General features: G+C 74.0%; 20 protein-coding genes. 13 read left to right on the forward strand and 7 right to left on the reverse strand.

Annotated features, from left to right (window positions below):
- Positions 1-28 precede the first annotated feature (28 nt).
- Positions 29-1,159 carry a polyprenyl synthetase family protein gene (locus ACFVGO_RS32975; protein ID WP_359897116.1) on the reverse strand — a complete coding sequence of 377 codons (1,131 nt, stop codon included), beginning with the start codon at positions 1,157-1,159 and terminating at the stop codon, positions 29-31.
- 197 nt (positions 1,160-1,356) lie between these two features.
- On the opposite strand from ACFVGO_RS32975, the gene metF reads away from it, so the two are divergent.
- Positions 1,357-2,271 carry a methylenetetrahydrofolate reductase [NAD(P)H] gene (metF, locus tag ACFVGO_RS32980; protein WP_380635763.1) on the forward strand — a complete coding sequence of 305 codons (915 nt, stop codon included), beginning with the start codon at positions 1,357-1,359 and terminating at the stop codon, positions 2,269-2,271.
- Positions 2,272-2,475: 204 nt separating this feature from the next.
- Entirely contained in the window at positions 2,476-3,351 is an 876-nt protein-coding gene (locus ACFVGO_RS32985; RefSeq protein ID WP_380635765.1) for a hypothetical protein, read from the forward strand.
- A gap of 49 nt (positions 3,352-3,400) precedes the next feature.
- On the opposite strand, the gene ACFVGO_RS32990 is transcribed toward ACFVGO_RS32985, so the two are convergent.
- A complete protein-coding gene (locus tag ACFVGO_RS32990; RefSeq protein WP_380635767.1) occupies positions 3,401-4,918 on the reverse strand; it encodes a phytoene desaturase family protein in 1,518 nt (505 codons plus the stop codon).
- Between the two features lie 196 nt (positions 4,919-5,114).
- Positions 5,115-5,723 carry a DUF4126 domain-containing protein gene (locus ACFVGO_RS32995; protein ID WP_380635769.1) on the reverse strand — a complete coding sequence of 203 codons (609 nt, stop codon included), beginning with the start codon at positions 5,721-5,723 and terminating at the stop codon, positions 5,115-5,117.
- Between the two features lie 636 nt (positions 5,724-6,359).
- Here ACFVGO_RS32995 and ACFVGO_RS33000 point away from each other — a divergent pair.
- The 3 genes from ACFVGO_RS33000 to ACFVGO_RS33010 all read left to right on the forward strand — a co-directional run bounded on the left by ACFVGO_RS33000 (position 6,360) and on the right by ACFVGO_RS33010 (position 8,604).
- Positions 6,360-6,908, forward strand: coding sequence for an SAV_6107 family HEPN domain-containing protein (locus ACFVGO_RS33000; RefSeq protein ID WP_380635781.1), 549 nt, complete (start codon positions 6,360-6,362; stop codon positions 6,906-6,908).
- A gap of 55 nt (positions 6,909-6,963) precedes the next feature.
- Positions 6,964-7,716 (forward strand): methyltransferase domain-containing protein, encoded by a 753-nt coding sequence (locus tag ACFVGO_RS33005; protein ID WP_359897125.1) that lies wholly within the window; start codon positions 6,964-6,966, stop codon positions 7,714-7,716.
- A gap of 498 nt (positions 7,717-8,214) precedes the next feature.
- The gene (locus ACFVGO_RS33010; protein ID WP_380635771.1) at positions 8,215-8,604 is read left to right on the forward strand and encodes a DUF3040 domain-containing protein; all 390 of its coding nucleotides are present in this window, start codon (positions 8,215-8,217) and stop codon (positions 8,602-8,604) included.
- A 107-nt stretch (positions 8,605-8,711) separates the two neighbouring features.
- On the opposite strand, the gene ACFVGO_RS33015 is transcribed toward ACFVGO_RS33010, so the two are convergent.
- The 4 genes from ACFVGO_RS33015 to ACFVGO_RS33030 all read right to left on the reverse strand — a co-directional run bounded on the left by ACFVGO_RS33015 (position 8,712) and on the right by ACFVGO_RS33030 (position 14,343).
- Positions 8,712-11,141 carry a DUF3488 and transglutaminase-like domain-containing protein gene (locus ACFVGO_RS33015; RefSeq protein ID WP_359912841.1) on the reverse strand — a complete coding sequence of 810 codons (2,430 nt, stop codon included), beginning with the start codon at positions 11,139-11,141 and terminating at the stop codon, positions 8,712-8,714.
- Positions 11,138-12,460 (reverse strand): DUF58 domain-containing protein, encoded by a 1,323-nt coding sequence (locus tag ACFVGO_RS33020; protein ID WP_359912838.1) that lies wholly within the window; start codon positions 12,458-12,460, stop codon positions 11,138-11,140. Before ACFVGO_RS33020 ends, ACFVGO_RS33015 begins: the two co-directional genes overlap by 4 nt.
- Before the next feature lies 1 nt (position 12,461).
- A complete protein-coding gene (locus tag ACFVGO_RS33025; RefSeq protein ID WP_380357231.1) occupies positions 12,462-13,511 on the reverse strand; it encodes an AAA family ATPase in 1,050 nt (349 codons plus the stop codon).
- A gap of 289 nt (positions 13,512-13,800) precedes the next feature.
- Positions 13,801-14,343, reverse strand: a complete 543-nt coding sequence (locus ACFVGO_RS33030) for a carbonic anhydrase (protein ID WP_224283459.1) — start codon at positions 14,341-14,343, stop codon at positions 13,801-13,803.
- A gap of 538 nt (positions 14,344-14,881) precedes the next feature.
- Between ACFVGO_RS33030 and rsmH the strand changes: the two genes are divergently transcribed.
- From rsmH to ftsW, 8 genes are all read left to right on the forward strand, one after another.
- Positions 14,882-15,856 carry a 16S rRNA (cytosine(1402)-N(4))-methyltransferase RsmH gene (gene rsmH / locus ACFVGO_RS33035; RefSeq protein WP_359912834.1) on the forward strand — a complete coding sequence of 325 codons (975 nt, stop codon included), beginning with the start codon at positions 14,882-14,884 and terminating at the stop codon, positions 15,854-15,856.
- Positions 15,857-15,988: 132 nt separating this feature from the next.
- The gene (locus tag ACFVGO_RS33040; protein ID WP_359912831.1) at positions 15,989-16,525 is read left to right on the forward strand and encodes a cell division protein FtsL; all 537 of its coding nucleotides are present in this window, start codon (positions 15,989-15,991) and stop codon (positions 16,523-16,525) included.
- 73 nt (positions 16,526-16,598) lie between these two features.
- The gene (locus tag ACFVGO_RS33045) at positions 16,599-18,824 is read left to right on the forward strand and encodes a penicillin-binding transpeptidase domain-containing protein (RefSeq protein ID WP_359912828.1); all 2,226 of its coding nucleotides are present in this window, start codon (positions 16,599-16,601) and stop codon (positions 18,822-18,824) included.
- A gap of 7 nt (positions 18,825-18,831) precedes the next feature.
- Entirely contained in the window at positions 18,832-20,484 is a 1,653-nt protein-coding gene (locus tag ACFVGO_RS33050; protein ID WP_359912825.1) for a UDP-N-acetylmuramoyl-L-alanyl-D-glutamate--2,6-diaminopimelate ligase, read from the forward strand.
- Positions 20,481-21,884 (forward strand): UDP-N-acetylmuramoyl-tripeptide--D-alanyl-D-alanine ligase, encoded by a 1,404-nt coding sequence (gene murF / locus ACFVGO_RS33055; protein ID WP_359912822.1) that lies wholly within the window; start codon positions 20,481-20,483, stop codon positions 21,882-21,884. Before ACFVGO_RS33050 ends, murF begins: the two co-directional genes overlap by 4 nt.
- The gene (mraY, locus tag ACFVGO_RS33060) at positions 21,884-22,945 is read left to right on the forward strand and encodes a phospho-N-acetylmuramoyl-pentapeptide-transferase (RefSeq protein WP_359827635.1); all 1,062 of its coding nucleotides are present in this window, start codon (positions 21,884-21,886) and stop codon (positions 22,943-22,945) included. The genes murF and mraY overlap by 1 nt, the downstream gene beginning before the upstream one ends.
- Complete coding sequence (gene murD, locus ACFVGO_RS33065; protein ID WP_380635776.1) at positions 22,942-24,390, forward strand: UDP-N-acetylmuramoyl-L-alanine--D-glutamate ligase; 1,449 nt, start codon at positions 22,942-22,944, stop codon at positions 24,388-24,390. Before mraY ends, murD begins: the two co-directional genes overlap by 4 nt.
- Before the next feature lie 102 nt (positions 24,391-24,492).
- Positions 24,493-25,806, forward strand: coding sequence for a putative lipid II flippase FtsW (gene ftsW / locus ACFVGO_RS33070; protein ID WP_359912816.1), 1,314 nt, complete (start codon positions 24,493-24,495; stop codon positions 25,804-25,806).
- The last annotated feature ends 3 nt before the right edge of the window (positions 25,807-25,809 follow it).

Genomic DNA, 25,809 nt, shown 5'->3' on the forward strand with positions numbered 1-25,809 from the left:
CGCAGGCCCCCGGGGCCGTCGCCGTCCGTCAGTACTTGCGGACGGTGGCGGCCTCGGCCAGGGCCAGCAGCACCGTACGGGCCCGGTCGTCGGCGAGCGGAGCGGCCTCCAGCGCGGCCAGCGACTGCCGCATCAGCTCCTCGATCCGGTGCTCCACCAGCTCGGGCGCGCCGCTGCGGGCGACCAGCGCGCGCAGCTCGGCGACCTCCGGGGCCGCCAGGTCCGGCGCGCCGAGCCGCTCGTCCAGGTGCCGGGCGTCGGCGGCCGGCAGGCCCCGCATCGCGTGCGCGACCAGCAGGGTGCGCTTGCCCTCGCGCAGGTCGTCCCCGGCCGGCTTGCCGGTGACGGCCGGGTCCCCGAAGACGCCGAGCAGGTCGTCGCGCAGCTGGAAGGCCTCGCCCAGCGGCAGCCCGAACGCCCCGTAGGCCTCGACCAGTTCCGGCCCGGCGCCGGCCAGCAGCGCACCCACCTGCAGCGGCCGCTCGATGGTGTACTTCGCGGACTTGTAGTGCAGCACCGTCCGCGCCCGGTCCAGCGCGCCCTCGTCGGTCGAGTCGCCGGCCACCGGCTCCAGGACGTCCAGGTACTGGCCGAGCATGACCTCGGTGCGCATCAGGTCGAACACCGGCTTGGCGGCGAGGACGGCGGCCGGCTCCAGGCCGGAGCGCAGGAACAGCTCGTCGCACCAGATCAGCAGCAGGTCGCCGAGCAGCACCGCGGCCGAGGTGCCGTACTGCTCGCGGTCGCCGCGCCAGCCGCTGTCCCGGTGCAGCGCCTCGAAGCGGCGGTGGACCGAGGGCAGGCCGCGGCGGGTGTCGCTGCGGTCCATCAGGTCGTCGTGCACCAGGGCGCTCGCCTGGAGCAGCTCCAGGGCGGCGGCCGCGTTGGCGATCGCCTCACCGGTGGCGCCCCCGGCCGGGCCGCCGGCGCCGCGCCAGCCCCAGTAGCAGAAGGCCGGGCGCAGGCGCTTGCCGCCGTCCAGCAGGAAGTCGCGCAGCGCGTCGGCGGCGGGGGCCAGCCGGGGCGAGATCTTGTCGAGCAGCACGGACTGGCCGTCCATGAACGCGGCGAGCGCCGCGTTGACGCGGGTGCGGACGTCCTCCACGTCAATGGGGTTGGCCGCACTGGGGTTGGCCGGCCGGGTGCTGGACGAGGTCACGATGGGGCTCCGCTGGTTCTCTGGGGTGCAGCAAGCGTAACGGTGCGGCTGGGAACGGGTGTGCGAGCGGCCCCGCGGGGGGCCCGGAGGAGGCGCCGCGGGACGGGGCCGGGGCGAACCGGAACCTCTTCCATCTCTTGTCTCAATAGGTGGAATACGGTTGTCCGGCCCCTTCGAACGCCGGATAGCCTGCCAGCATGGCACTCGGTATCGCTTCCACGAGAACGGATCGCGCACTGACGGTGCGCGACCTCCTGGCGGCCGGAAAGCGCTCCTTCTCCTTCGAATTCATGCCGCCGCGCACCGAGGTCGGCGAGCAGAAACTCTGGGACGCCATCCGTCGGCTCGAACCGCTCGACCCGAACTTCGTCTGTATGACCTACGGCGCCGGCGGCTCCTCGCGCGAGCGCACCGTCAACATGGTCGGCCGGATCGCGACCGAGACCACCCTGACCCCGGTCGCCCACCTCACCGCGGTGGACCACTCGATCGCGGAACTGCGCAACATCATCGGCCAGTACGCCGACCAGGGCGTGCGGAACGTCCTGGCGGTCCGGGGCGACCCGCCCGGCGACCCGATGGGCGAGTGGGTCAGCCACCCCGAGGGCGTCACCTACGCGTACGAGCTGGTGGAGCTGATCAAGGGCATCGGCGACTTCTGCGTCGGCGTCGCGGCCTCGCCGAACATGCACCCGCGCTCGACCGACTGGGACGAGGACATCCGGCACTTCGTGGCGAAGATCCGCTCCGGGGCCGACTACGCGATCACCCAGATGTTCTTCGAGGTGGACGACTACCTGCGGCTGCGCGACCGGGTCACGGCCGCCGGCTGCGAGACGCCGATCATCCCGGAGATCATGCCGGTCACCAACGCCAAGCAGCTGGAGCGCTTCCCCCAGCTCAGCGGCTCGGCCTTCCCCGCCGACCTGGAGGACCGCCTGCGGGCGGCCATCGACGACCCGGCGGCGCTGCGGGCCATCGGCATGGAGCACGCCACGGCGATGGCCGAGCGCCTCCTCGCCGAGGGCGCGCCCGGTCTGCACTTCATCACGCTGAACCACTCGACGGCGACGCTGGAGATCTACCAGAACCTGGGGCTGCACCAGCGCTGACCGGCGGGCCGGGCCCGCGCCCGCGCAGCGCCGACGCCGGGTGTTCACGAGCCCGTCACCGCACCGACGGTGACGGGCTCGGTCGTGTGCGGCCGCCGTCCGGGGCGGTGGGAACGCGATGCGGTACCCCGGCCGTTGAACCGGTACAGTCGCCGCACACGCGCGGCGCACGAGCGCGGGTACGCGACTGGAGGTAGCGGGCGGATGGGCATCGGATACCTGCTGCTGTACGCCGCGTTGGCGGTGGTGGCGCTCTGGTTGGTCGCCGAGGTGCTGCTGCAGAACCGGGCGCCGCTGCACTGGCGGGCCCTGGCCCTGGCCGGCTTCCTGGGCGTGGCCGCCGGGATGGTCCTCGGCTCGGTCGTGGTGATCGGGGCCGGCGCCGCGCTGTTCGCGGTCGGCCAGACCTTCGTCACCCTCGCGGTCAAGCGCGGCCACCAGGCCGGCTGGTCCCTGCGGAAGGCCGACGGCAGCCTGCCCGGCCCGCTCGCCAAGGTGCCGCTGCTGGGCGCCCTGACCGGCGGCGCCGCCGCGGTGGCGGCCGTCGCCGTCGCCAGGAAGCGGGTCGGCGAGGTCAGCGCCGTCGAGGAGACCCGGGCCTCCGCGCCGGTCCCCGTCGAGGTGCCCGACGAGGTGCCCGCGGTCGAGCAGACCGCCGCCTTCGAGATGCAGGAACTCGCCCAGGACGGCGTCTACGCCCCCGGGTACTACGAGCAGCAGCAGCCGCAGGTCCAGCAGCAGCACCAGGACCCGTACGCCGCCGCCTACCAGTCCGGCTACGACCAGCAGCAGTGGCAGACCCAGCAGCAGCCCGCCTACGCCTACGAGCAGCAGCAGTCCTACGGCGGCTACCCCCAGCAGCAGGACCCGTACGGCGGCTACCCGCAGCAGCAGGACCAGCAGCAGGACCCGTACGCGGGCTACCAGCAGCCGCAGCACCAGCAGACCTGGGACCCGAACGCCCAGCCCCAGCAGCAGTGGCAGCCGCAGCCCGACCCGCAGGTCCAGGGCATCCCGCAGCAGCCGGCGTACGACCAGAACTACGGCTACCAGCAGCAGAACACCTGGCACCAGGGCTGACCCGGCAGGGGCCCGGCAGCCGAGGCCGACCGGGCCGGGCCGCCGGGCCCTACGCCGGGCCGATCAGCCCGGCGGTGATGCAGGCCGACATGCCGACGCGGGCGAGGCCGCCACCGGGGTGGGCGTTGCCGCCGACCAGGTAGAGGCCCGGGACGGGCGACTCATTGGCGGCGTGCAGCCCCGCGTACGAACCCGCGAGCACCGGGCGGGCGACCGAGCCGAACAGCGCGCCGGTCTCCCGGCGGGTGTCCTCCGGGGTGCGCACGACCCGCCACAGCACCCGCTCGCGCAGTCCCAGGCCGGCCGCGTCGACGTGGGCGAGCAACTGGTCGGCGTAGCGGTCGGCGACACCGGGGGCGGTCCAGTCGACGTCCTCCTCCTGGGCCGGGACGGTCGCGGTCAGCACCACGCTCTCGTGGGCGTCGTCGGGGCGCAGCGCCGGGTCGTCCGGGCGGAGCACCTGCACGGTGGGACGCTCGCACAGCGGCGCGGACAGCGTGAGGGCGTTCTCCTCGGCGGCCGGGTCCACCGCGTGGACCACCGTCCGGTGCGCGGTGCCCTCGGGCCGGGGCCCGCGCAGGGCGAGCAGCACGCTGAACCGGCCGGGCACCTCGAACGGCTCCCAGTCCTCGGCCGGCACCCCCGGCCACTCGGCGATGCCGTGGCGGAACAGCGCGCGGGTGTCCATCGCGGAGATCACCAGGTCCGCGTCGATCCGGCTGTCCGCCGTCCCGACCCCGCACGCCCGGCCGTTCTCCACGACCACCCGGGTGACCGGGGTGTCGAAGCGGAACTCGACCCCGCGCAGCTCGCAGCGCCGGTACACGGCGTCCGCGAGCGCGCGCAGGCCGCCCCGGACGTACCAGACGCCGAAGGACTGCTCCATGTACGGCAGCACGGCGGCCCCCGCCGGGGCCTGCCCGGGCAGGAGGCCGTACCGCAGCGCGGGCTCGCCCAGCAGGGCGGTCAGGCCGGGGTGGCCGCCGAGCTGCCGCCGCGCCACGTCGGCGAGGCTCCACGGCCGCGGGCGGCGCAGCCGGGCCAGGCCGGTGCGCGGCGCTACGGGGTACGGGTCGGTGTCCACCCGGGCCCGGCCGGCCGGGGACAGGACACCGAGGTCGGCCGGGAGCGCCTCCTCCAGCAGCGGGCGGCGGGTGGCCTCCCAGACCGTCCGGCCGTGGTTCATCACCTCGCTCCAGCGGGCGCCGGAGCCCGCGCCGAAGGCGGCGTCCAGGGCCTGGCTGACACCGCCGCGGGAGGCGTTGGGCAGGGTGACGGCGGTGCCGTCGGGGAACAGGTGCCGGCTCTCCGGGTCGACCGGGGCCAGCTCGACCAGCTGCTCCAGCGGCTCCTTGCCGGTCTTCAGCGCGAGGTCGCGGTAGACGGCCGGGAGGGAGAGCAGGCCGGGGCCGGTGTCGAAGGCGAAGCCGTCGCGCTCGTACCGCCCGACCATGCCCCCGTACGTGCCGCCCGCCTCGCAGACCGTCACCCGGTGGCCGAGGGTCGCCAGCCGGGAGGCCGCCGCGAGCCCGCTCATTCCTGCGCCGATGACGACGATCTTTGCCATGGCCCCGATCCTAGGGTCTGTCTTCAAACCCCCGCCTGCGGGCCGACGCCGGGGCACGCACCTCGCCGCGTTGTCGTCGGTCGCCAATGCTCCGCAGTGGCTCTCTCCTCCGCCTTGCGATGCACGCACCCCAACGCCGCCCCGCCCGCCCTCCGGGCGAACGACGGGAGTTTGAAGACAGACCCTAGGACGAGCTTTACGCCGTGCCCGCAGTGCCCGCCGCCCGGGCGGTCCTGCGTTCGCGGCGGCGGGCCCGGAACGCGCGGATCTTCGTGATCACCAGCCGGACCAGCAGCAGGCCGGCGACCAGGACCGCGGCGGCGACCGAGGCGGCCAGCCAGGGGTGGAAGATCGCCAGCGTGACCACGCCGGCCACCGAGAGGTCCTCGGCCATGCTGACCACGATGTTGCTGACCGGTTCCGGGGAGGTGTTGACGGCCATCCGCAGCGAGGACTTCACCAGGTGGCTGACCAGCGCCGAGGTGCCGCCCATCGCGCCGGCCGCGACCTCGCTGAGGGAACCGGGCTCGTTGCTCGCGATCAGCACGCCGACGGTGGCACCGGCGATCGGCCGGATCACCGTGTGCACGACGTCCCAGACGCTGTCCACGTACGGGATCTTGTCGGCCACCGCCTCCAGCGCGAACAGCACGCCCGCCACCACCAGCACGTCCGTGCGCTCCAGCGCCTGCGGCACCGAGTCCGCGTCACCGAACCTGCCCAGCAGGCCGAGCAGCAGCACCACCGCGTAGGCGTTGATGCCGCTGGCCAGCCCGCTGGTGAAGATCAGTGGCAGGACCGTCATCGCGTCCCCCTCCTCGTCATCGCGTCCGCTCCTCGTCCGGCGGGGCCGGTTCCGCCCGGCCCCGCCGTACCGTACCGGCACCCGGGACGCCGTGGACGCACGCCGCGGTTCCGGCGGACGGCGGGCCGGGACGGACTGAGTACGGATACTCAGATTCGCGGTTGAGTACGTCAGCGGATGGCCGACGACCTGCGCGGACGGGAGAGTGGTGGCACCCGGGAGGGCGGCGCGTCGGGCGCCCGGCCCGCCCGGGCGGCGGATCCGTCCGTCTCCCGGCCGCTCAGGCCGGGGGAGGCGGCGGACGGACCGCCACGGGGCTGGTCGTGGTCCCCGCACCGCCGACACGGGGCGGCGGAGCGGGCCGGGGGGAGACCGGCCGCGAGGGGGAGTTCGCCGCCGCCGGCCAGGGGGTGGACCGGCGGAGCGACGACACGGCGGCGGCGCGGAACCGGGGGAGGACCGCGCCTGCCGCCGCTACCCCGTTTCCGGCCTCCCTACGGCCTTTCCGGACTCCTTACGGCCCCTTCGCGCCGCAGGAGCGTCCTTCCGGGCCGGATTGTCAGTGGTGCCGTTCACGATGGGAAGGCACGGACCACCCGGTCCGCGCGCTGCCTCGGAACGGGGGAGACCATGACCATCAGTCGTCCTGAGCCCGTCACCGCCCGCCTCCACTCCGCCGCCCTGCCACAGCTCCCGGGTCCGTCCGCCCGACGCCCCGCCGGAGCGGACGTCCACCCCGTGCTGCGCCGGACCGCCGCGCCGCCGGCCGCCCTCGACCTGCTCGCCGACGCCCACCGCACCCTCGTCCTGGCCCGCGCCCTTGAGGACCCGCTGGAGCGCTACGCCACCGCCCACCTGGCCGCGCTGCGCACGGTGGCGGCCGTCCTGGCGGTGCGCGGCCGCCCGGAGAAGAGTCCGCGCCGCCGCAAGGCCATCCGCAGCGCCTGGGAGGTGCTGCCCGAGGTGGCCCCGGAACTCGCCGAATGGGCGCTCTACTACGGCGCCGGCGCCCGCCGCCGGGCCGCCGCCGAGGCCGGGATCAGGGGCGCCGCCTCGGCCCGCGACGCCGACGACCTGATCCGCAACTCCGCCCTCTTCCTGCGCCTGGTCGAGCGGCTGCTCGGCCTGCACGCCGCGCCGCCGCCGCCCCGGCTGCCACTGGAGGCCGACGAGCCGCCGGCCTGACAGGCTCTAAGGTGGAGGCATCCTGATCGAACTGCACGTGCCAAGGAGCCCCACCTTGTACCCGACGCGTCCCCGCAGTGCCCTGCGTACCGCCGTGGTGTGGGAGGTGGTCCGGGCAGCCCTGGAGAAGCGGGCGGCCGAGCTGGACCAGCCGGTGCTCGACGTGGTCGACACCGGCGGCGGCACCGGGAACTTCGCCGTGCCGGTCGCCAAGCTCGGCCACCGCGTCACCGTGGTCGACCCGAGCCCGGACGCCCTGTTCGCCCTGGAGCGCCGGGCCGCCGAGGCCGGTGTGACGGACCTGGTGCGGGCTGTCCAGGGCGACACCCAGACCCTGCCGGAGCTGGTCGCTCCCGGCAGCGTGGACGCGGTGCTCTGCCACGGCGTGCTGGAGGTCGTGGACGACCCGGCCGAGGCGCTCGGCAGCCTGGCCGGCACCCTGCGCGCGGGCGGTGTGGTCAGCCTGCTGGCGGCCAACCGCAACGGCGCCGTGCTGGCCCGCGCGCTGGCCGGCCACTTCAACGAGGCCCGCACCGTGCTCTCCGCCACGGACGGCCGCTGGGGCGCGCAGGACCCGATGCCGCGCCGCTTCACCGGCGAGGAGCTGGGCCGGCTGGCCGAGGCCGCCGGCCTGCGGGTGGAGTCGGTGCACGGCGTACGGGTCTTCGCCGACCTCGTCCCCGGGGTGCTGGTGGACGCCGAGCCGGGTGCCCTGGACGCGCTGCTGAAGCTGGAGGAGGCCGCCGCCGAGCAGCCCGCGTTCCACGCCGTGGCGACCCAGCTGCACCTGCTGGCCACCCTGGCCTGAGGCGTTCCGTCCGGCACGCGCTCCTCTCGGGGCGCGTGCGCCCCTTCACGAACCCTGCCACCGTCGTACGGTTTTTTTGCACACCGTACGGCGGCGGTTCGCGCCCCGGAGGCCTGGCGGTTCCCCGCCCGTAGCCCGTCCGTGCGCCGGTCGGCCCCCGGTCGCTCCGCGCCGCCCGGTGGCAAACCTGCCCAGGTCCGGGACGATTCCATCCGATCGGGCACTTGTCCGGGGCGTGGCGCGTTGACTCCGATGCGGCCGTCCCCGCTCGAAGTGGCCCGTCCCACGCGGCGCAGACCACTCCGTAACGGGCCCACGGACCGTATGATCTGGGTAAAGCCGGAAAGCATGACAGCCGGACGCGTGGGGCATATGGACGACACGGGCCGGGTCCCCCGCACGGGCGTCCGACCGTGTGCCCCAAGGCTGATTGGACTTGCCTCCCCGACCGGGGTGGGCGGACCGGTCGCACGCGCGACCGACGAGTAGGAGGACTCCGTGCCGCTCTCGGAGCACGAGCAGCGACTGCTCGACCAGATGGAGCGAGCGCTGTATGCCGAAGATCCCAAATTCGCGTCTGCGCTTGAGGGAACCGGGCTGCGCACCTACACCCGTCGGCGGGTCTACCTGGCCGTCGCCGGCTTCGTGGTGGGCATCGGCCTGCTGATGGGCGGCATGGTCGTGCCGGACCAGATCTGGGTCAGCGTCGTGGGCTTCCTGGTGATGCTCGGATGTGCGGTGTTCGCCGTGACCGGCTGGCGCCGGGGGCCCACGGGCCAGGGCACCGGGGCCCGCCCGGCCGCCGCCCCGCGCCGCAAGGCCGGGATGATGGACCGGGTTGAGCAGCGCTGGCAGCGCCGTCGGGACGAGCAGACCGGGGGCTTCTGAGCCGCCCGGCCGATGGCCGGAGCCGATGGGTACGAAACAGACGAAGCCGGGGCGGGCAGTCGATCGACTGCCCGCCCCGGCTTCGTGTCCGGATCAGGACCCCGGCGTCACGATCCCGGCGTGGACCGCTTGCGCCGGGTGAAGACCCGCCGCACCGGCGCGCGGACCGCCTCGACCGCCCGGCCGACCCGGCTGCCGACCGCCGCCCGGGCCGCCCGCACCGCGTCGGAGATCCGCCACCACAGCTGGGCCGAGGACGGCGGCAGCAGCAGCGCCCTGGTCCGCCCGGCCCGGCCGGCGCTCGCCCGCAGCCCGCGCCGGACGGTGCGGACGTCGGAGGCCAGCGGCTCCGTGGTGGGCCGCCCGGGCGGGGCGTAGAGCACCCGCTCGGTGGCCAGCGCCAGCCGGCCGGTGGCGGCCGAGGAGTCCGCGTCCAGCTGCGCCTTCTCGGTGATCCGGCGGGCCGCCGAACGCGGGGTGCGTGACTCGTCCGGGGGAATTCCGAGGTCCCAGGCGGAGTCGATCAGCTCGTCCCAGGCGGCCAGCACCTGGGCGTCGGTCAGCTCCGCCGGCCCGCTCCCGCCGGGCCCGCGCCGGCCCCCGCCGCCCAGTCGGCGGCGGCGCACGGCGGCGCGCCAGAGCATCGGGGCGAGCAGCAGTGCGATCAGCACGAGCACCGCGGCCAGGGTGCCGAGCACCTGTGGGGAGAGCAGCCAGGACTCCTCGGCGGCCGTGGCGACGGCCTTGCCCTTGGTGTCGCACTCGCCCAGCTGGCGCTGCTTCGGGGTGCAGTCCGAGCTGGAGGTCGGCGCCGGGGCGGCCGAGGCACTCTGCGGGGCGGTGGTCGCCTGCTGGGTCGGCGCGCTGGTCGGGGCGCTGGACGCCTCGGTGTAGCGGGCCGGGACGCCGCGGCTCGGGGTCGGCTCGAAGCGCAGCCAGCCGTAGCCGGAGAAGTACAGCTCGGGCCAGGCGTGGTACATCCGGCCGGTCACCGAGTAGACGCCGCCGCCCTTGCTGTCGCCGGGGGTGAAGCCGACGGCCACCCGGGCCGGGATCTTCAGCACCCGGGCCATCGCCGCCATGGTGGAGGCGAAGTGCACGCAGAAGCCGCGGCGGTCGCGCAGGAAGACGGCGATGGCGTCGCTGCCGGTGCCGCCGTTGACCGCGGTGTCGTACGTGAAGTCCGGTCCGGTGAACCAGTTGACCAGCGCCGTCGCCCGGTCGTAGTCGTTCCGGGCGCCGGCGGTGACGGCCTTGGCCTTCTCGGCGACGACCGGCGGCAGGTCGGCCGGGACGGCGGTGTAGTGCTCCCTGATGTCCTGCGGCGCGGTGGCCGCGAGGCGCAGGTCGTTGGCGCCGGGCCGCAGGTCCAGCGCGCTGACGTGGTAGCTCAGATTGCGGATCGCCTTGTCGTTGGCCGGCAGGACGGTGCGGGTCAGCGGGTCGAGCTTCCAGTCGCCGGGCTTGGGGACCTGGACGGAGGCGGCCGGGTAGGGCATCGGCAGCCAGCTGCCCTCCAGCCGGTCGCCGATCTTGAAGTCGCCCTCGATCCGGGGGAGCTGGGCGTCGCGCAGGCCCTCGGGGGTGGGCAGCGTCGCCGGGAGGTCGGTGACCGTGGTGCTGCCGAGCTTCCAGTTGGTGCCGTCGAACTGGTCGAGCGAGCCGGTCCGCAGATAGGTCTGATCGGCCAGCGAGCCGTCCAGGGTGTAGGTGAGCAGTTCCGCGTCGGTCGGCCTGGTGACCGCGGCCTCCAGGCTGACCAGCGGGTCGAGGCTGGTCGACAGGCTCCCGCCGACGCCCTTGCCCTTCGACCCGCCGGAGCCGGAGTTCAGCAGTCCGGAGCTCCAGTGCGGCAGGACCACCGGCAGCAGCAGCGCCACCGCCAGGGCCAGCACGCCGACCTGCCGGCCGCCCGGGCTGACCCGGCCGGACTCCACCGAGCCGCGCGCGCCGCCGTAGAAGACCCGGCCCCAGCGGGAGACCCGGTCCTGGCCCTCGGCGAACAGCAGCAGCAGGTAGCCGGCCGCGGCGACGGCGAACCAGACCCAGCTGCCGTGCTCCCCGGCCAGGCCGTTGCCGACCGAGTACAGGGCCAGCAGCGGCAGCCCGGCCAGCGCCGAGCGCCGGTAGGTCACCGCGACGGTGTCCACCGCGACGGCGATCAGGCCGATCGCCGAGACCAGGATCAGCCGCAGTCCGGCGGTGGGCGGAGCCGGGATGGCGTACTGCTGTATGTCGTCCAGGCCGGAGGTGAGGACCTGGTCCAGGACCCGCATCGTGGCCGGCCCGGGCAGTACCCCGCCGGCGCCCGCGAAGCCGAGCAGCAGCAGGAGGAGCAGCACCAGCAGCTGCCCGACCGGCACCGTCCAGCGGTACAGCGGGGAGCGGCGCAGGCCCGCGCCGACCGCGGAGATCACGGCGATCACCAGGACGGCGTGGGTGAACCAGCTGCGGGTGGTGAGCAGCGGCATCATGCACAGCGAGGCGAGGGCGGTGGCCAGCGCCGAGTACGCGGTCAGTTTGGCCCGGGTGGTCACGCGCCGGCCTCTTCTCGGTAGGGGGCGGTCGTCCTGCTGCCGTCGGCGGCCCGCCACAGGTCCGGTACGGAGTCCCCGGCCCGCACCGGGATCACCGTCCACCCGGACTCGCGCAGCTGCCGGACCCGGGCCCGGAAGTCGTCGCCGCCGGTGTCCGGGGCGAGCATCCGCAGGCCGGCCCAGGTGCCGGTGTCCAGCAGGAGGGCGATCGCCCCGCCGGCGCGGCTGCGCAGCCGGCCCAGCCGGGCGGCCTGGGCGTCGTCCAGGTCGCCGAGGACGGCGACCAGCAGGCCCTCGCCGCCGGCACGCAGCGGGTCCTCGGCGCGGGAGAGGGTGCCGCCGTCGGACAGGTCGGCGACGGCGAGGGCGTCGAGGATCAGCCCGGAGGTGGCGGCGCTGCCGTGGCCGCCGCCCGCGCCGGGCGCGGGCACGGACAGCCCGGTGTCGGTGAGCAGCCGGGTCTGGTAGCCGCGCTCCAGCAGGTGCGCGCAGACCGAGGCGGCGCAGCCGACCGCCCACTCGAAGGAGGAGGCGGGGCCGCTGCCCCGGTGGGCGATCTCCCGGGTGTCCAGCACGACGGTGGCCCGGGCCTGCCGGGGCTGCTCCTCGCGGCGCACCATCAGCTCGCCGTACCGGGCGGTGGAGCGCCAGTGCACCCGGCGCAGGTCGTCGCCGGGCCGGTACTCGCGCAGGATCACGTCGTCGTCGCCGGCCAGCGCCAGGGTGCGGCTGTGGCTCTCGCCCTGGCCGATCCACTCGCCGCTGAGCCGTACCGACGGCAGCGCCTGGACCTGGGGGACGACGGTGAGGACGTCGGAGGCGGTGAAGGCGCGGGTCACCTCGCACATCCCGAACGGGTCGGACAGCCGCAGCTGGAGCGGCCCGAGCGGGTAGCGGCCGCGCAGGTCGGAGCGGACCCGGTAGGAGACCTCGCGGTGGCCGCGCGGCTCGACCCGGTCCAGCACGAAGCGCGGGCGCGGCCCGAGCACGTACGGGACCTTGTCCTCCAGCAGCAGCACGCCGGTGGGCACCCGGGAGACGTTGTCGACCCGCAGGTGGACCCGGGCCTCCTGGCCGGCGACGGCCCGGCGCGGGCTGAGCCGGCGTCCGCTGGCCACCCGGTAGCGGGTGTTGGCGACCACCACCACGGCGACCAGCGGCAGGGCGGCGAGCAGGACGCCGACGCGCAGCAGGGCGTCCTGGTCGAGCAGGTAGGAACAGACCACCGCGGTGACCCCGGCGGCGAGGAAGGACCGCCCCCGGGTGGTGAGACCGCGGAACCCGGCCCGCAGTCCCGAAGCGGAGTCGGACTGGGTCACCTCAGCCCCTCCGGACGGCCGGGCCGCCCTGCGGGCGCGGCAGCGGCAGCCGGGCGACCAGGTCGGTCACGATCTGCTCGGAGGTGCGGCGGCTGAGCTGGGTCTCGGCGGTCGGCATCAGACGGTGCGCCAGGACCGGGACGGCGAGGCGCTGGATGTCGTCCGGGGTGACGTAGTCGCGCCCGTCCAGCGCGGCGGCGGCGCGGGCGGCCCGGACCAGGTGCAGGGTGGCGCGCGGGGAGGCGCCCAGGCGCAGCTCCGGGCTGGTGCGGGTGGCGCCGACCAGGTCGACGGCGTAGCGGCGGACCGGGTCGGCGATGTGCACGCCGCGGACCAGGTCGATCAGCTTGAGGATGTCGGAGGCGTGCGCGACCGGCTGGAGGTCCTCCAGCGGGCTGGCGCCGGCGTGCACGTCCAGCATCGCGAGCTCGGCCTCGGGGCTGGGGTAGCCGATCGAGATCCGGGCCATGAAGCGGTCGCGCTGGGCCTCCGGCAGCGGGTACGTGCCCTCCATCTCGACCGGGTTCTGGGTGGCCACGACCATGAACGGCGAGGGCAGCTCGTAGCTGGTGCCGTCGATGGTGACCTGGCGCTCCTCCATGGACTCCAGCAGCGCGGACTGGGTCTTGGGCGAGGCGCGGTTGATCTCGTCGCCGACCACGACCTGGGCGAAGATCGCGCCCGGGCGGAACTCGAAGTCGTGCCGCTGCTGGTCGTAGATGTTGGTGCCGGTGACGTCCGAGGGCAGCAGGTCGGGCGTGAACTGGATGCGGCGCACGGTGCAGTCGAGCGAACGGGCGAGCGCCTTGGCCAGCATGGTCTTGCCGACGCCGGGCACGTCCTCCAGCAGCAGGTGGCCCTCGGCGAGCAGGACGGTCAGGGCGATCCGGACGGCCTCCGGCTTGCCCTCGATCACGCTCTCGACGTTGGCACGGACGCGGTCGACGACCGCGGCGAGCTCGGGGAGCCCGACCGGCTGGTACCCGTTCGCCCTCTGCTGCTCGCCCCCCGCAGGACTGCCGAGTCCGGCCTGATCGTTGTAGCTCGTCACCCGTTTACGCTCCCTGGCACCCTGTGCCCGCCCCGTCCCGAGGCCGGGCCCCACCCCATGCTTGACGCGGCCGTCCCGGGGGCGGTTCCGAACGAGGATCCGGCGCCGGGAAAGGCGGCCTGCGGCCTGGCCGCCCCAGGTGGTTCGGGGTCCGACCGGCAGGCGCATTCTCCCCCGCGGGATGGCCAGAAGTCACCATTCGGAGGTTCCCGAATGCCTGGACCGCGGGTGGCCGGTCCGCTCGTCTCCGGGCGGCTGCGGCGGGCCCGGGGACGAGCGGACGGAGAACTCAGTCGATCTCGCGCAGCAGGCCGGTGTGGACGTCGAAGACGAAGCCGCGGACGTCGTCGGTGTGCAGCAGGAAGGGAGAGGTGCGGACGCGCTGCATGGACTGGCGGACGTCGCCGTCCAGGTCGACGAAGGCCTCCACCGCCCACTGCGGGCGCTGGCCGACCTCCAGTTCCAGCTCGCGGCGGAAGTCCTCGGTGAGCCCGAGCAGGCCGCAGCCGGTGTGGTGGATCAGCGCGATCGAGCGGGTGCCGAGGGCGCGCTGGCTGATGGTCAGGGAGCGGATGGTGTCGTCGGTGACGACGCCTCCGGCGTTGCGGATGACGTGCGCGTCGCCGAGTTCGAGGCCGAGCGCCGCGAACAGGTCGAGGCGGGCGTCCATGCAGGCGACCACGGCGATCTTCTGCACCGGGCGGGCGTCCATCCCGCCGTCCTGGAAGGTCACGGCGTAGGTGCGGTTGGCCGTGACGAAGCGGTCGATGACGGTGGGTCTGGCAGGAGCGGCAGCGGCGTTCGGCGAGGGCCGGTCGGGTGTCACTGTCATGGTGGCGACGTTAGTGCGGATCGGGACCGCGCGGTGGAGCGGGGAGCTACAGAACCGGGCGCCGCGATCGGGTGCATCGCCACAACCGGAGGGTCCGTCCGGGCCGGTACGGGGTGACCCGCACGCGGGGCGGGAAGGGGGCGCGCGCCGGCCGTCGAAGGCCCCCGATCCGTGCCGCCACCGGTCCACCCGCACGCCCGCGACCTGCGGTGATCCGTACCGCCGCCCGGGTGGTGCGCCGGAGCGGACCATTGACTGGCAAGGCCCGCGCGATAGAGTTTGCGGCGCAGTGGAGCACACCCGCCGGGGCCCGTCAACCGGGCCTTCCCGGCCGGTGCGGCCCGGTCGACGCGGTCCGTGGCCTCCTCCCGCTCCGTGCCCACCTGGCGCACCTTCCCCGGCGCCGGGCGGTCACGACCTTCCCCTTGAGCGGGCGGGGACCACGGGCCGCTTCGTCGTGCCGGGGCACGGTGGGCGAGAATGGTCGCAGCTCCCGGACGTCGGGCTGCTCCGCACCTGAGGAAGGGCGCCACCGCGCATGACCACCAACGAACCGGGCCCCAAGCACGTTCCGGTGATGCTCCAGCGGTGCATGGACGCCCTGGCCCCGGCGATCTCGCGCCCCGGTGCCGTCGTGGTCGACGCCACCCTCGGCCTCGGCGGGCACAGCGAGGCGCTGCTGACCCAGTTCCCGCAGGTGCGGCTGGTCGCGGTGGACCGCGATCCGGTGGCGCTGAAGCTGTCCGGCGAGCGGCTGGCCCCGTTCGGCGACCGGGCCACCCTGGTGCACGCCGTCTACGACGAGATCCCCGAGGTGCTGGAGCGCCTGGGCATCGACGAGGTGGACGGCGTCCTGTTCGACCTCGGCGTCTCCTCGATGCAGCTGGACGAGGCCGAGCGCGGCTTCGCGTACGCGCAGGACGCGCCGCTGGACATGCGGATGGACCAGACCCGGGGGATCAGCGCGGCGGAGGTGCTGAACACCTACAGCCACGGCGACCTGGCCCGGATCCTCAAGGTGTACGGCGAGGAGCGGTTCGCCGGGAAGATCGCCTCGGTGATCCTGCGGGAGCGGGAGAAGGAACCGTTCACCAACAGCGCGCGTCTGGTCGAGTTGGTGCGCAACGCCATCCCGGCGGCGACCCGTCGGACCGGCGGGAACCCGGCCAAGCGGACGTTCCAGGCGCTGCGGATCGAGGTCAACGGCGAGCTGGAGGTCCTGGACCGGGCGATCCCGGGCGCGCTGGACGTCCTCGCGGTGGGCGGCCGGATCGCGGTGATGTCCTACCAGTCGCTGGAGGACCGCCTGGTCAAGCAGTGCTTCGCCGCCGGTGCGACCAGCACCGCTCCGCCGGGCCTGCCGTTCATCCCGGAGGAGCACCAGCCCTGGCTCAAACTGATCACTCGCGGTGCCGAGCTGGCCACCGAGGAGGAGATCGAGGAGAACCGGCGTGCCGCGCCCGTGCGGCTGCGGGTGGCGGAGAGGATCAGGGACCGTAGCAAGCGGGGCTGACGAACCGGTCCCGGCGGGTCCGAAGGGCGGAGGAGAGCGGTGGGGCCGGTGGCCGGTGAGGTCCGGGCGGGGCGGGGAGGACTCCCGAGGCAGGGCAGGGCACGGATCACGGTCCGGCCGGGCAGGCGCCCGGTGCGGCGGCGCACGCCGTTCGCGGTGCTCATCGTGGTGCTGCTGGCGGCCGGGCTGCTCGGCCTGCTCACGCTGAACACCGCGCTCAACGAGGGCTCCTTCGAGCTGTCCCGGCTGCAGAAGCAGACCACGACGGCGACCGACGAGCAGCAGGGCCTCCAGCACGAGATCGACAAGAGCTCGGCGCCGGACGCCCTGTCGCGGCGCGCGGCCGAGCTCGGCATGGTCCCGGCCGGCGGCATGGCCTTCCTGGACGTCCCGAACGGCGGCAAGGTGATCGGCACCCCGGGCCCGGCGCAGGACAGCCCGCCGGTCAAGCGCTCCACGGCCGAGCCGTGGCCGACCAGGGCCCAGCCGAGTGCCGCCCAGCCCGGCGCCGGACCGTCGCCGGCCGCGCCGCAGCCGGGCGGTGCCCCGTCGCCCGCCGCCCCGCCGCCGGCGCCGACCCCGGCGGCGTCCGCCGGTGACTCGGTGATCCAGCTCAACCCGGTCCCGCCCGCCGCGGGCGCGAAGCCGAGCGGGGGTGCCGGCCGGTGAGCGGGCGGAACGGGCGAACCGTCAACAGGTACGAATGGTGCGAAGCGTCCGCCGAGCGCAGCGAGGTGGTCGCATGAGCACTCCACGTCAGCCCACCAGTGGGTCCGGCGGCGGCAACGGCCGCCGTCCGGTGCCCCGCGGCGGCGCGCCGCGCGCGCAGTCCGGCTCCGGCCGCGGCCAGCCGGTCAAGGGCCAGCCCACGAAGGGCCAGCCCGCGAAGGGCCAACCGGCCAGGAGCCAGCCGGCGAAGGGGCAGCCCGCCCGCAGCCAGTCGGCCAAGGCCCAGCCCGCCAGGTCGGCCTCCGTCGGCCGTACCCCGCGGGCGCCGCAGCAGCGCGGGCCCGAGGGACGCCCGCCGGCCCGCAGCCAGGCGGCGGTGCGCCCGCGGAGCCGTCCGTCGCTGCGCCCCAAGGCGCTCAAACTGGCCGAGCCGAAGCGCCGGCTGCGGGTGATCAGCGTGGTGCTGTCGCTGGTGTTCTCCGTCTTCGCGGGCCGCCTGGTGCAGCTCCAGCTGGTGGACGCCGACGCGCTGGCCGCCGACGCCAACACCAACCGCTACCTGAACATCCCGATCACCGCCGAACGCGGCTCGATAACGTCCTCCGACGGGGTCTCGCTGGCGGCCACCGTCGACGCGTACGACATCACCGCCGACCCGGCGATGTTCACCCCGGAGGCGACCGGCATCCCGGACGCGCCGGAGCAGGCGGCCGCGCTGCTGTCGCCGATCCTCGGCGTGCCCAAGGAGAAGATCGCCGCCGACCTGCACACCCCCAAGAGCCGTTACAAGCGGCTCGCGGCCCAGCAGACCCCGGCCGCCAAGAAGCAGATCAGCGACCTCAAGTCGGGCCTGGAGAAGCAGGCCGGCTCGCGGGCCTGCCAGGCCCAGAAGAGGCTGCTCGGCAAGCCCGCCGACCAGGGCGGACGCACCCGGGTGGACAACGAGTGCGCCAACCCGCTGGCCGGGGTGTTCAACCGGGAGACCCAGAAGCGGATCTACCCCGCGGACGGGCTGGCGGCCAACCTGGTCGGCTTCGTCAACGCCGAGGGCGAGGGCGCCGGCGGCCTGGAACTCCAGTACCAGAAGCTGCTGGCCGGCAAGGACGGCCACAGCAGCTACGCCCAGTCGGGCGGGCGGCTGGTGCCCACCGCGGGGGGCTCGATGGAGCCGGCCGTGCCGGGCGACGACGTGAAGCTGACCATCAACCGGGACATCCAGTGGGCCGCCCAGCGGGCGATCACCGACCAGGTGGCCAACTCCGGCGCGGAGAAGGGCTACGTGGTGGTCCAGGACGTGAAGACCGGTCAGGTCCTCGCGATGGCCACCGCGCCCGGCTTCAACCCGAACGACCTGAGCCTGTCCAAGCAGGCGCAGCTGGGCAACCCCGCCCTGGCCGACGCGTACGAGCCGGGCAGCACCGCCAAGCTGATGAGCCTGGCCGCCGTGCTGGACTCCGGCAAGGCGACCTGGGACACCAAGGTCACCGTGCCCAACCGGCTGGTCCGGGCCGGGCAGCAGTTCAAGGACGACATCGACCACGACCCCTGGTACCTGACCCTGGCCGGGGTGCTCGCCAAGTCGTCCAACATCGGCACCATCGAGGCGGTCGAGACCCTCGGCGACGGCGACCAGCTGAAGGCCAACCAGGTGCTGGACGGCTACATGCGCAAGTTCGGCGTGGCCCGGCCGACCGGCCTGGGCTTCCCCGGGGAGACCCCCGGGATGCTCAAGAAGCCGGAGGACCTGGTCGCCTCGGAGAAGTACAACATCTCCTTCGGCCAGGGCCCGCTGCAGATGAACGCGCTGCAGGCCACCTCGGTCTACTCCACCATCGCCAACGGCGGGGTGCGGGTCGCGCCCAGCATCGTCCAGGGCGTCACCGACCCGAACGGCAAGTACACGCCGAGCGCGCCGGGGGAGCAGACCCGGGTGGTCAGCCCGGAGACGGCCAAGACCCTCACCTCGATGCTGGAGTCGGTCGTCGACGACGAGCAGGGCACCGGAGGCAAGGCCGCCATCTCCGGCTACCGGGTCGCGGGCAAGACCGGCACCGCCAACCGGGGCGCCGCCAACGGCGTCGGCTACGACGGCTACACCGCCTCCTTCATCGGCTTCGCCCCCGCCGACGCCCCCCGGTACACCGTCTCCTGCACCCTCCAGGGCCCGGTCAACGGCCACTTCGGCGGCCAGCTGTGCGGCCCGGTGTTCAAGCAGGTGATGGAGTTCACCCTGAAGACCATGCAGGTCCCGCCGAGCGGCAGCCAGGCGCCCAACCTCACCGTCGACTGGAAGCCGTGAACGAGCGATGAGCAACGAACCGGCCGGGCCGGAGCACGGCGCGGCGAAGGGCCGGTTTGGCCCTGGACACCCTTCGGCGGATAGCCTTCCCGCCGTGCCGAAACCCGATCAAACCACCGTGAGTCCGCCCCGCCCGACCGGGACCACCGCCCTGCCGCTCGCCGAGCTGGCCGCCGAACTGGGCCTGCCGCCCGTCGAGGGCGGCGCCGTCAGCGGTGTCACCCACGACTCCCGCGCGGTCCGCCCGGGCGACGTGTACGTGGCCTTCCCGGGCGCCAACCACCACGGCGCGGCCTTCGCGGCCAAGGCCGCGGAGTCCGGCGCGGTGGCGGTGCTCACCGACCCGGCCGGCGTCGAGCAGGCGGCCGCCACCGGCCTGCCGCTGCTGGTCGTCGACCGGCCGCGGGCCGTCATGGGCGAGCTGGCCGCGATCGTCTACGGCCGCCCCTCCCGGCGGCTGCTGATGCTCGGGCTGACCGGCACCAACGGCAAGACCACCACCTCCTACCTGGTCGAGGGCGGCCTGCGCGGCGCCGGGCGCAGCCCGGGCGTGATCGGCACCGTCGAGATGCGGGTCGGCGAGGAGCGGATCAAGAGCGAGCGCACCACCCCCGAGGCCACCGACCTGCACGCGATCCTCGGCGTGATGGCCGAGCGCGGCGCCGACGCGGTGACCATGGAGGTCTCCAGCCACGCCCTGGTCTTCGGCCGCACCGACGGCGTCGCGTACGACGTCGCGCTGTTCAACAACCTGACCCCCGAGCACCTCGACTTCCACCCGGACATGGAGGACTACTTCCAGGCGAAGGCCCGGCTCTTCCAGCCCGGCAAGTCCCGCCGGGGCGTGGTCAACCTGGACGACGAGTACGGCCGCCGGCTCGCCGCCGAGGCCGAGATCCCGGTGACCACCTTCTCCGCCACCGGCGCCGCCGGGGCCGACTGGCGGGCCGTGGACGTCCGACTCGGGCCGGTCGGCTCCACCTTCAGGGTGCTGGGCCCGGACGGCGCCGAGGCCGACGCCTCCGTCCCGCTGCCCGGCCCGTTCAACGTCGCCAACGCGCTCGCCGCGATCACCGTGCTGGTCGCCGCCGGGCTGCCGCTGGAGCGGGCCGTGGCCGGCGTCGCCGCCGTCCCCGGCGTGCCCGGCCGTCTGGAGCGGGTGGACGCCGGACAGCCGTTCGTCGCCGTCGTCGACTACGCCCACAAGCCGGACGCCCTCCAGGCCGTCCTCGCCTCGCTGCGCCAGGTCACCGAGGGCCGGCTGCACGTCGTGGTCGGCTGCGGCGGCGACCGCGATCCGCACAAGCGCGGCCCGATGGGCGCCATCGCCGCCCGCCTGGCCGACACCGCCCTGCTGACCAGCGACAACCCGCGCAGCGAGGACCCGTTGGCGATCCTCGCCACCATGCTGACCGGCGCCGCCGCGGTGCCCGAGGCCGAGCGCGGAGCCGTCCTGGTCGTCCCCGACCGGGCCGAGGCGATCGCACTCGCCGTCGCCCGCGCCCGGGCGGGGGACACCGTGCTGGTGGCCGGCAAGGGCCACGAGCTCGGCCAGTACGTACGAGACGAGATCCGCCCCTTCGACGACCGGGAGGTGCTGCGCGAGTCCATCGCGCGGACCGCGGCCGCGCGGGGCGACCGAGGAGTAGAGCAGCAGTGATCGCACTGACCCTCGCCGAGGTGGCCGCCGCCGTCGGAGGCACGCTGGACGGCGCCGACCCGGACGCCCTGGTCACCGGCCCGGTCGAGGTCGACTCGCGGAAGGTGGTCCCCGGCGGCCTGTTCGCGGCCTTCGTCGGCGAGCACGTGGACGGCCACGACTACGCGGCCAAGGCGGTCGGGGACGGCGCCGTCGCGGTGCTGGCCTCCCGCCCGGTCGGCGTGCCCGCCGTCCTGGTCGACAGTGTGGTGGAGGCGCTCGGCAGGCTGGCGCGCGCCGTGGTCGCCCGTGCCGAGGGCACCGCCGTGGTCGCGCTGACCGGCTCGGCCGGCAAGACCAGCACCAAGGACCTGATCGCCCAGCTGCTCCAGCGCCACGGCGAGACGGTCTACCCGCCCGGCTCGCTCAACAACGAGATCGGCCACCCGATGACCGCGCTGCGGGTCGAGGCCGGCACCCGGCACCTGGTGATGGAGATGGGCGCCCGGCACAAGGGCGACATCGAGTACCTCACCTCGATCACCCCGCCCCGGATCGGCCTGGTCCTCAACGTCGGCACCGCCCACGTCGGCGAGTTCGGCTCCCAGGAGGCGATCGCCGAGGCCAAGGGCGAACTGGTGGAGTCGCTGCCCGCCGACGGTGCCGCGATCCTGAACGCGGACGACCGGCTGGTGCGCGCGATGGCCTCCCGCACCAAGGCGAAGGTGGTCCTGTTCGGGGAATCACCGGACGCCCACGTACGGGCCACCGACGTTCGCCTGGACGCCACCGGGCGGCCATCCTTCACGCTCACCACCCCGGCCGGTTCCGCGACCGTGCAGCTGCGCCTGTACGGTGAGCACCACGTCTCGAACGCCCTCGCCGCCGCCGCGGTGGCGGTGGAGCTCGGGATGTCCGTCGACGACACCGCGGCAGCCCTGGGCGAAGCGGGTGCGCTGTCCCGCTGGCGCATGGAGGTCGTCGACCGGGCCGACGGTGTCACCGTCGTGAACGACGCCTACAACGCGAACCCCGACTCGATGCGGGCCGCGCTGCGGGCGCTCGTCTCGATCGGGGGCCGGGGCCCGGAGCGCCGCCGCACCTGGGCGGTGCTCGGCGAGATGCGGGAGCTCGGCGAGGAGAGCCTGGCCGAGCACGACGCCATCGGGCGGCTCGCGGTCCGGCTCGACGTCACCAAGCTGGTGGCGGTCGGCGGACGCGAGGCGGCCTGCATGGAACTCGGCGCGAGGAACGAAGGTTCGTGGGGTGAGGAGTCGGTGCTGGTGTCCGACGCGGACGCGGCGGTCGAGCTGCTGCGCAGTCAGCTGCGGCCGGGGGATGTGGTCCTGGTGAAGGCTTCCCGTTCGGTGGGGCTGGAGAAGGTGGCCGAGGCCCTCCTGGCGGACGGTGTGGCCGAATAATGAAGCAGATCCTTTTCTCCGGGATGATCGGTCTCATCCTGTCGCTGCTCGGCACCCCGGCCCTGATCAAGGTGCTCGCGAAGCACGGCTACGGCCAGTACATCCGTGACGACGGCCCCAAGGCGCACCACAGCAAGAAGGGCACGCCCACCATGGGCGGCATCGCCTTCATCCTGGCGACCCTGATCGCGTACTTCGCCACGAAGGCGATAACGGGCGAGAGCCCGACGGCCTCCGGGCTGCTGGTGCTCTTCCTGACCGCGGGTCTCGGCCTGGTCGGCTTCCTGGACGACTACATCAAGGTGGTCAAGCGCCGCTCGCTGGGCCTGCGGGCCAAGGCGAAGCTGGCCGGCCAGTCGATCGTCGGTCTCGGGTTCGCCGTCCTGGCGATGCAGTTCCCGGACGACCGCGGGCTCAACCCGGCGTCCCAGAGCCTGTCCTTCGTCCGGGACTTCAAGTGGGCGATCGGCCCCGTCCTGTTCGTCATCTTCGCGTACTTCATGATCGCCGCGATGTCGAACGGCGTGAACCTGACGGACGGTCTGGACGGCCTCGCCACCGGTGCCTCGGTGATGGTCTTCGGCGCCTACACCTTCATCGGCATCTGGGAGCACACCCAGAGCTGCGCCTACGCCATCACCGCGACCGCCAACTGCTACGACATCCGCGATCCCCTGGACCTCGCCGTCGTGGCCTCCGCCCTGATGGGCTCCTGCTTCGGCTTCCTGTGGTGGAACACCTCGCCCGCCAAGATCTTCATGGGTGACACCGGCTCGCTCGCCCTCGGCGGCGCCCTGGCCGGTCTGGCGATCTGCTCCCGCACCGAGCTGCTGCTCGCCCTGCTCGGCGGCCTCTACGTGATCATCACCCTCTCGGTGATCATCCAGGTCGGCTCCTTCCGGATGACCGGCAAGCGCGTCTTCAAGATGGCGCCACTGCAGCACCACTTCGAACTCAAGGGCTGGACCGAGGTCCTGATCGTGGTCCGGTTCTGGATCATCCAGGGCCTGTGCGTCGCCGTCGGCCTCGGACTGTTCTACGCGGGATGGGTGACCGGATGACCGACCCCGACCTGACCAACCCGGACTTCGGCGGCCTGCCGGTCGCCGTCTCGGGGCTCGGCGTCTCCGGCATCAGCGCCGCGCGTGTCCTGCACGGCCTCGGCGCCCGGGTCACCGTGGTGGACGGCGGCAGCGGGCCCGGCCTGGTCGCCCGGGCCGCCGAGCTGGAGGCGCTGGGCGTCACCGTGCGGCTCGGCGACGGGGCGAGCCTGCCCGAGGGCACCGAACTGATCGTCACCTCGCCCGGCTGGGCGCCGGACAGCCCGCTGTTCGCCGCCGCCGAGGCGGCCGGGGTGCCGGTCTGGGGCGACGTCGAGCTGGCCTGGCGGCTGCGCAGGCCGCTGCCCGGTACCGGCGAGCCCGCTCCCTGGCTGGCCGTCACCGGCACCAACGGCAAGACCACCACCGTCCAGATGCTCGCCTCGATCCTCACCGCCGCCGGCCGGCGCACCGCCGCGGTCGGCAACGTCGGGGTCTCGGTGCTGGACGCGGTGCTCGCCGAGGAGCCGTACGACGTGCTCGCCGTCGAGCTCTCCAGCTACCAGCTGCACTGGGCGCCCTCGCTGCGCCCGTACTCGGCGGCGGTGCTCAACCTGGCACCCGACCACCTCGACTGGCACGGCTCGATGGAGGCGTACGCCGCCGACAAGGGCCGGATCTACGAGGGCAACGTCGTCGCCTGCGTGTACAACCTGGCCGACCCGGCCACCGAGGCGCTGGTCCGCGAGGCCGACGTCGAGGAGGGCTGCCGGGCGATCGGCTTCGGCCTCGGCGCGCCCGGCCCGTCGAACTTCGGCGTGGTGGACGGACTGCTGGTGGACCGGGCCTTCGTCGAGGACCGGGCCAAGAACGCGGCCGAGCTGGGCGCCGTCGAGGACGTCAACCCGCCGGCCCCGCACAACATCGCCAACGCGCTCGCCGCGGCGGCGCTGGCCCGGTCGTACGGCGTCGACCCGAAGGCCGTCCGGGAGGGCCTGCGGGCCTTCCGCCCGGACGCCCACCGGATCGCCGAGGTCGGCGTGGTCCGCGAGGTCGCGTACATCGACGACTCCAAGGCCACCAACACCCACGCGGCGGCCGCCTCGCTGGCCGCCTACCGGCCGATCGTCTGGATCGCCGGGGGCCTGGCCAAGGGCGCGACCTTCGACGACCTGGTGCAGGGCGCGGCCGAGCGGCTGCGCGGGGTGGTGCTGATCGGCGAGGACCGGGCGCTGATCCGGGAGGCGCTGGAGCGACACGCTCCGGATGTGCCGGTGATCGAGGCGGCCGAGGGCCAGACTGGCGCGGTGGCGATGGCCGAGGTCGTTCGAACGGCCGCGTCGCTCGCCCGATCGGGTGACACGGTGCTGCTGGCACCGGCCTGCGCCTCGATGGACATGTTCACCAACTACGGCGAGCGCGGCGACCTCTTCGCGGCGGCCGTCCGGGAGCTGGCGGGCGAGTAGGCGGTCCGGCGCGGGCGTCGGACGGAGAACAGTGAGCGGGGAGCGGTGGCGGGGCAGGGCAGAGCGGATTCCGGCGTTGAGAAGCGGGACGCCGCCGAGCCGATGAGAGTGATCTCCGCCACCACGACCAAGTACAAGTCGGCCGGTCCACTGGCCCGCGTCCAGGCCTTCCGGGCCCGGGTCCGGTACTGGCTGGACCGGCCGCTCACCCCGTACCTGCTGGTCGTCGGCAGCACCCTGCTGCTGGTCGTGCTCGGTCTGATGATGGTCTTCTCGGCCTCGCAGATCCTCGCCCTGAACCAGCACCACACGGCGCAGTACTACTTCCTCAAGCAGTTGATCGCGGCCATCCTCGGCCTGGTCCTGCTGATCGGCTTCGCCTCCGTCCCGGTGGCGGTGCTGCGGGTGATCACCTACCCGGTGATGATCGCTGTGATCGGCGCCCTCACGCTGGTGGCCATCCCCGGCATCGGGGTGCGGATCAACGGCAACCAGAACTGGCTGGACTTCGGCTTCTTCCAGTTCCAGCCCTCGGAGTTCGCCAAGCTCGCGCTGGTGCTCTGGGGCGCCGACCTGCTCGCCCGCAAGCAGAAGGCCGGCACCCTCAACTCGTGGAAGCACCTGCTGGTGCCGCTGGTGCCGGGGGCCCTGCTGCTGCTCGCGCTGATCATGTTCGGCGGCGACATGGGCACCTCGATGATCCTGGTGGCCATGGTGTTCGCGCTGCTCTGGATGGTCGGCGCGCCGCTGCGGCTGTTCGTGGCCACCCTCGGGGTGGCGGTGGTGGTCTGCACCGCCCTGGTGGTCACCGTGCCGCACCGGGCGGAGCGGCTGAGCTGCATCGGCGTCACCAAGCTCGACCCGGAGGGCGCCTGCTTCCAGGCCCTGCACGGCGTCTTCGCGTTCGCCAACGGCGGCGGCTTCGGCACCGGCCTCGGCGCCGGCGTGGAGAAATGGGGCCAGCTGCCCGAGGCGCACACCGACTTCATCTTCGCCGCGACCGGCGAGGAACTCGGTCTGGTGGGGACGCTGTCGGTCCTCGGTCTCTTCTCGGCACTAGGCTACGCGGGTATCCGTGTGGCCATCGGTACGAAGGACCCCTTCGTCAGGTACGCCGCGGGAGCCGCCACCACCTGGATCATGGCGCAGGCCATGATCAACCTGGGGTCGGCGCTGGGACTGCTGCCCATCGCGGGCGTCCCGCTCCCGCTGTTCTCCTACGGCGGTTCCGCCATGCTGTCGGCCATGTCCGCGATCGGAGTGCTGCTGTGCCTGGCGCGCAGCACCTCGGGCGCGAAGGCGGCCCTGGCCGCCCGGAGCAAGAACTCCCGGATCAGGAGACAACTGGCCCGGGTGCTGCCACGACGACGAACCACAGCGCGCCCGGCCCCGGGGCCGGCACGCAGGGAGCGGTGAATT

The organism is Kitasatospora sp. NPDC057738, assembly GCF_042798815.1.
GTDB classification, from domain to species: Bacteria; Actinomycetota; Actinomycetes; order Streptomycetales; family Streptomycetaceae; genus Kitasatospora; species Kitasatospora lactacystinica.

What these genes read in the sequence shown, in the direction of transcription:
- metF (WP_380635763.1), top strand. Translation starts at nt 1,357, where the DNA reads ATGGCACTCGGTATCGCTTCCACGAGAACGGATCGCGCACTGACGGTG.
- ACFVGO_RS32985 (WP_380635765.1), top strand. Translation starts at nt 2,476, where the DNA reads ATGGGCATCGGATACCTGCTGCTGTACGCCGCGTTGGCGGTGGTGGCG.
- ACFVGO_RS32990 (WP_380635767.1), bottom strand. Translation starts at nt 4,918, where the DNA reads ATGGCAAAGATCGTCGTCATCGGCGCAGGAATGAGCGGGCTCGCGGCG.
- ACFVGO_RS32995 (WP_380635769.1), bottom strand. Translation starts at nt 5,723, where the DNA reads ATGACGGTCCTGCCACTGATCTTCACCAGCGGGCTGGCCAGCGGCATC.
- ACFVGO_RS33030 (WP_224283459.1), bottom strand. Translation starts at nt 14,343, where the DNA reads ATGACAGTGACACCCGACCGGCCCTCGCCGAACGCCGCTGCCGCTCCT.
- rsmH (WP_359912834.1), top strand. Translation starts at nt 14,882, where the DNA reads ATGACCACCAACGAACCGGGCCCCAAGCACGTTCCGGTGATGCTCCAG.
- ACFVGO_RS33045 (WP_359912828.1), top strand. Translation starts at nt 16,599, where the DNA reads ATGAGCACTCCACGTCAGCCCACCAGTGGGTCCGGCGGCGGCAACGGC.
- ACFVGO_RS33050 (WP_359912825.1), top strand. Translation starts at nt 18,832, where the DNA reads ATGAGCAACGAACCGGCCGGGCCGGAGCACGGCGCGGCGAAGGGCCGG.
- mraY (WP_359827635.1), top strand. Translation starts at nt 21,884, where the DNA reads ATGAAGCAGATCCTTTTCTCCGGGATGATCGGTCTCATCCTGTCGCTG.
- murD (WP_380635776.1), top strand. Translation starts at nt 22,942, where the DNA reads ATGACCGACCCCGACCTGACCAACCCGGACTTCGGCGGCCTGCCGGTC.
- ftsW (WP_359912816.1), top strand. Translation starts at nt 24,493, where the DNA reads ATGAGAGTGATCTCCGCCACCACGACCAAGTACAAGTCGGCCGGTCCA.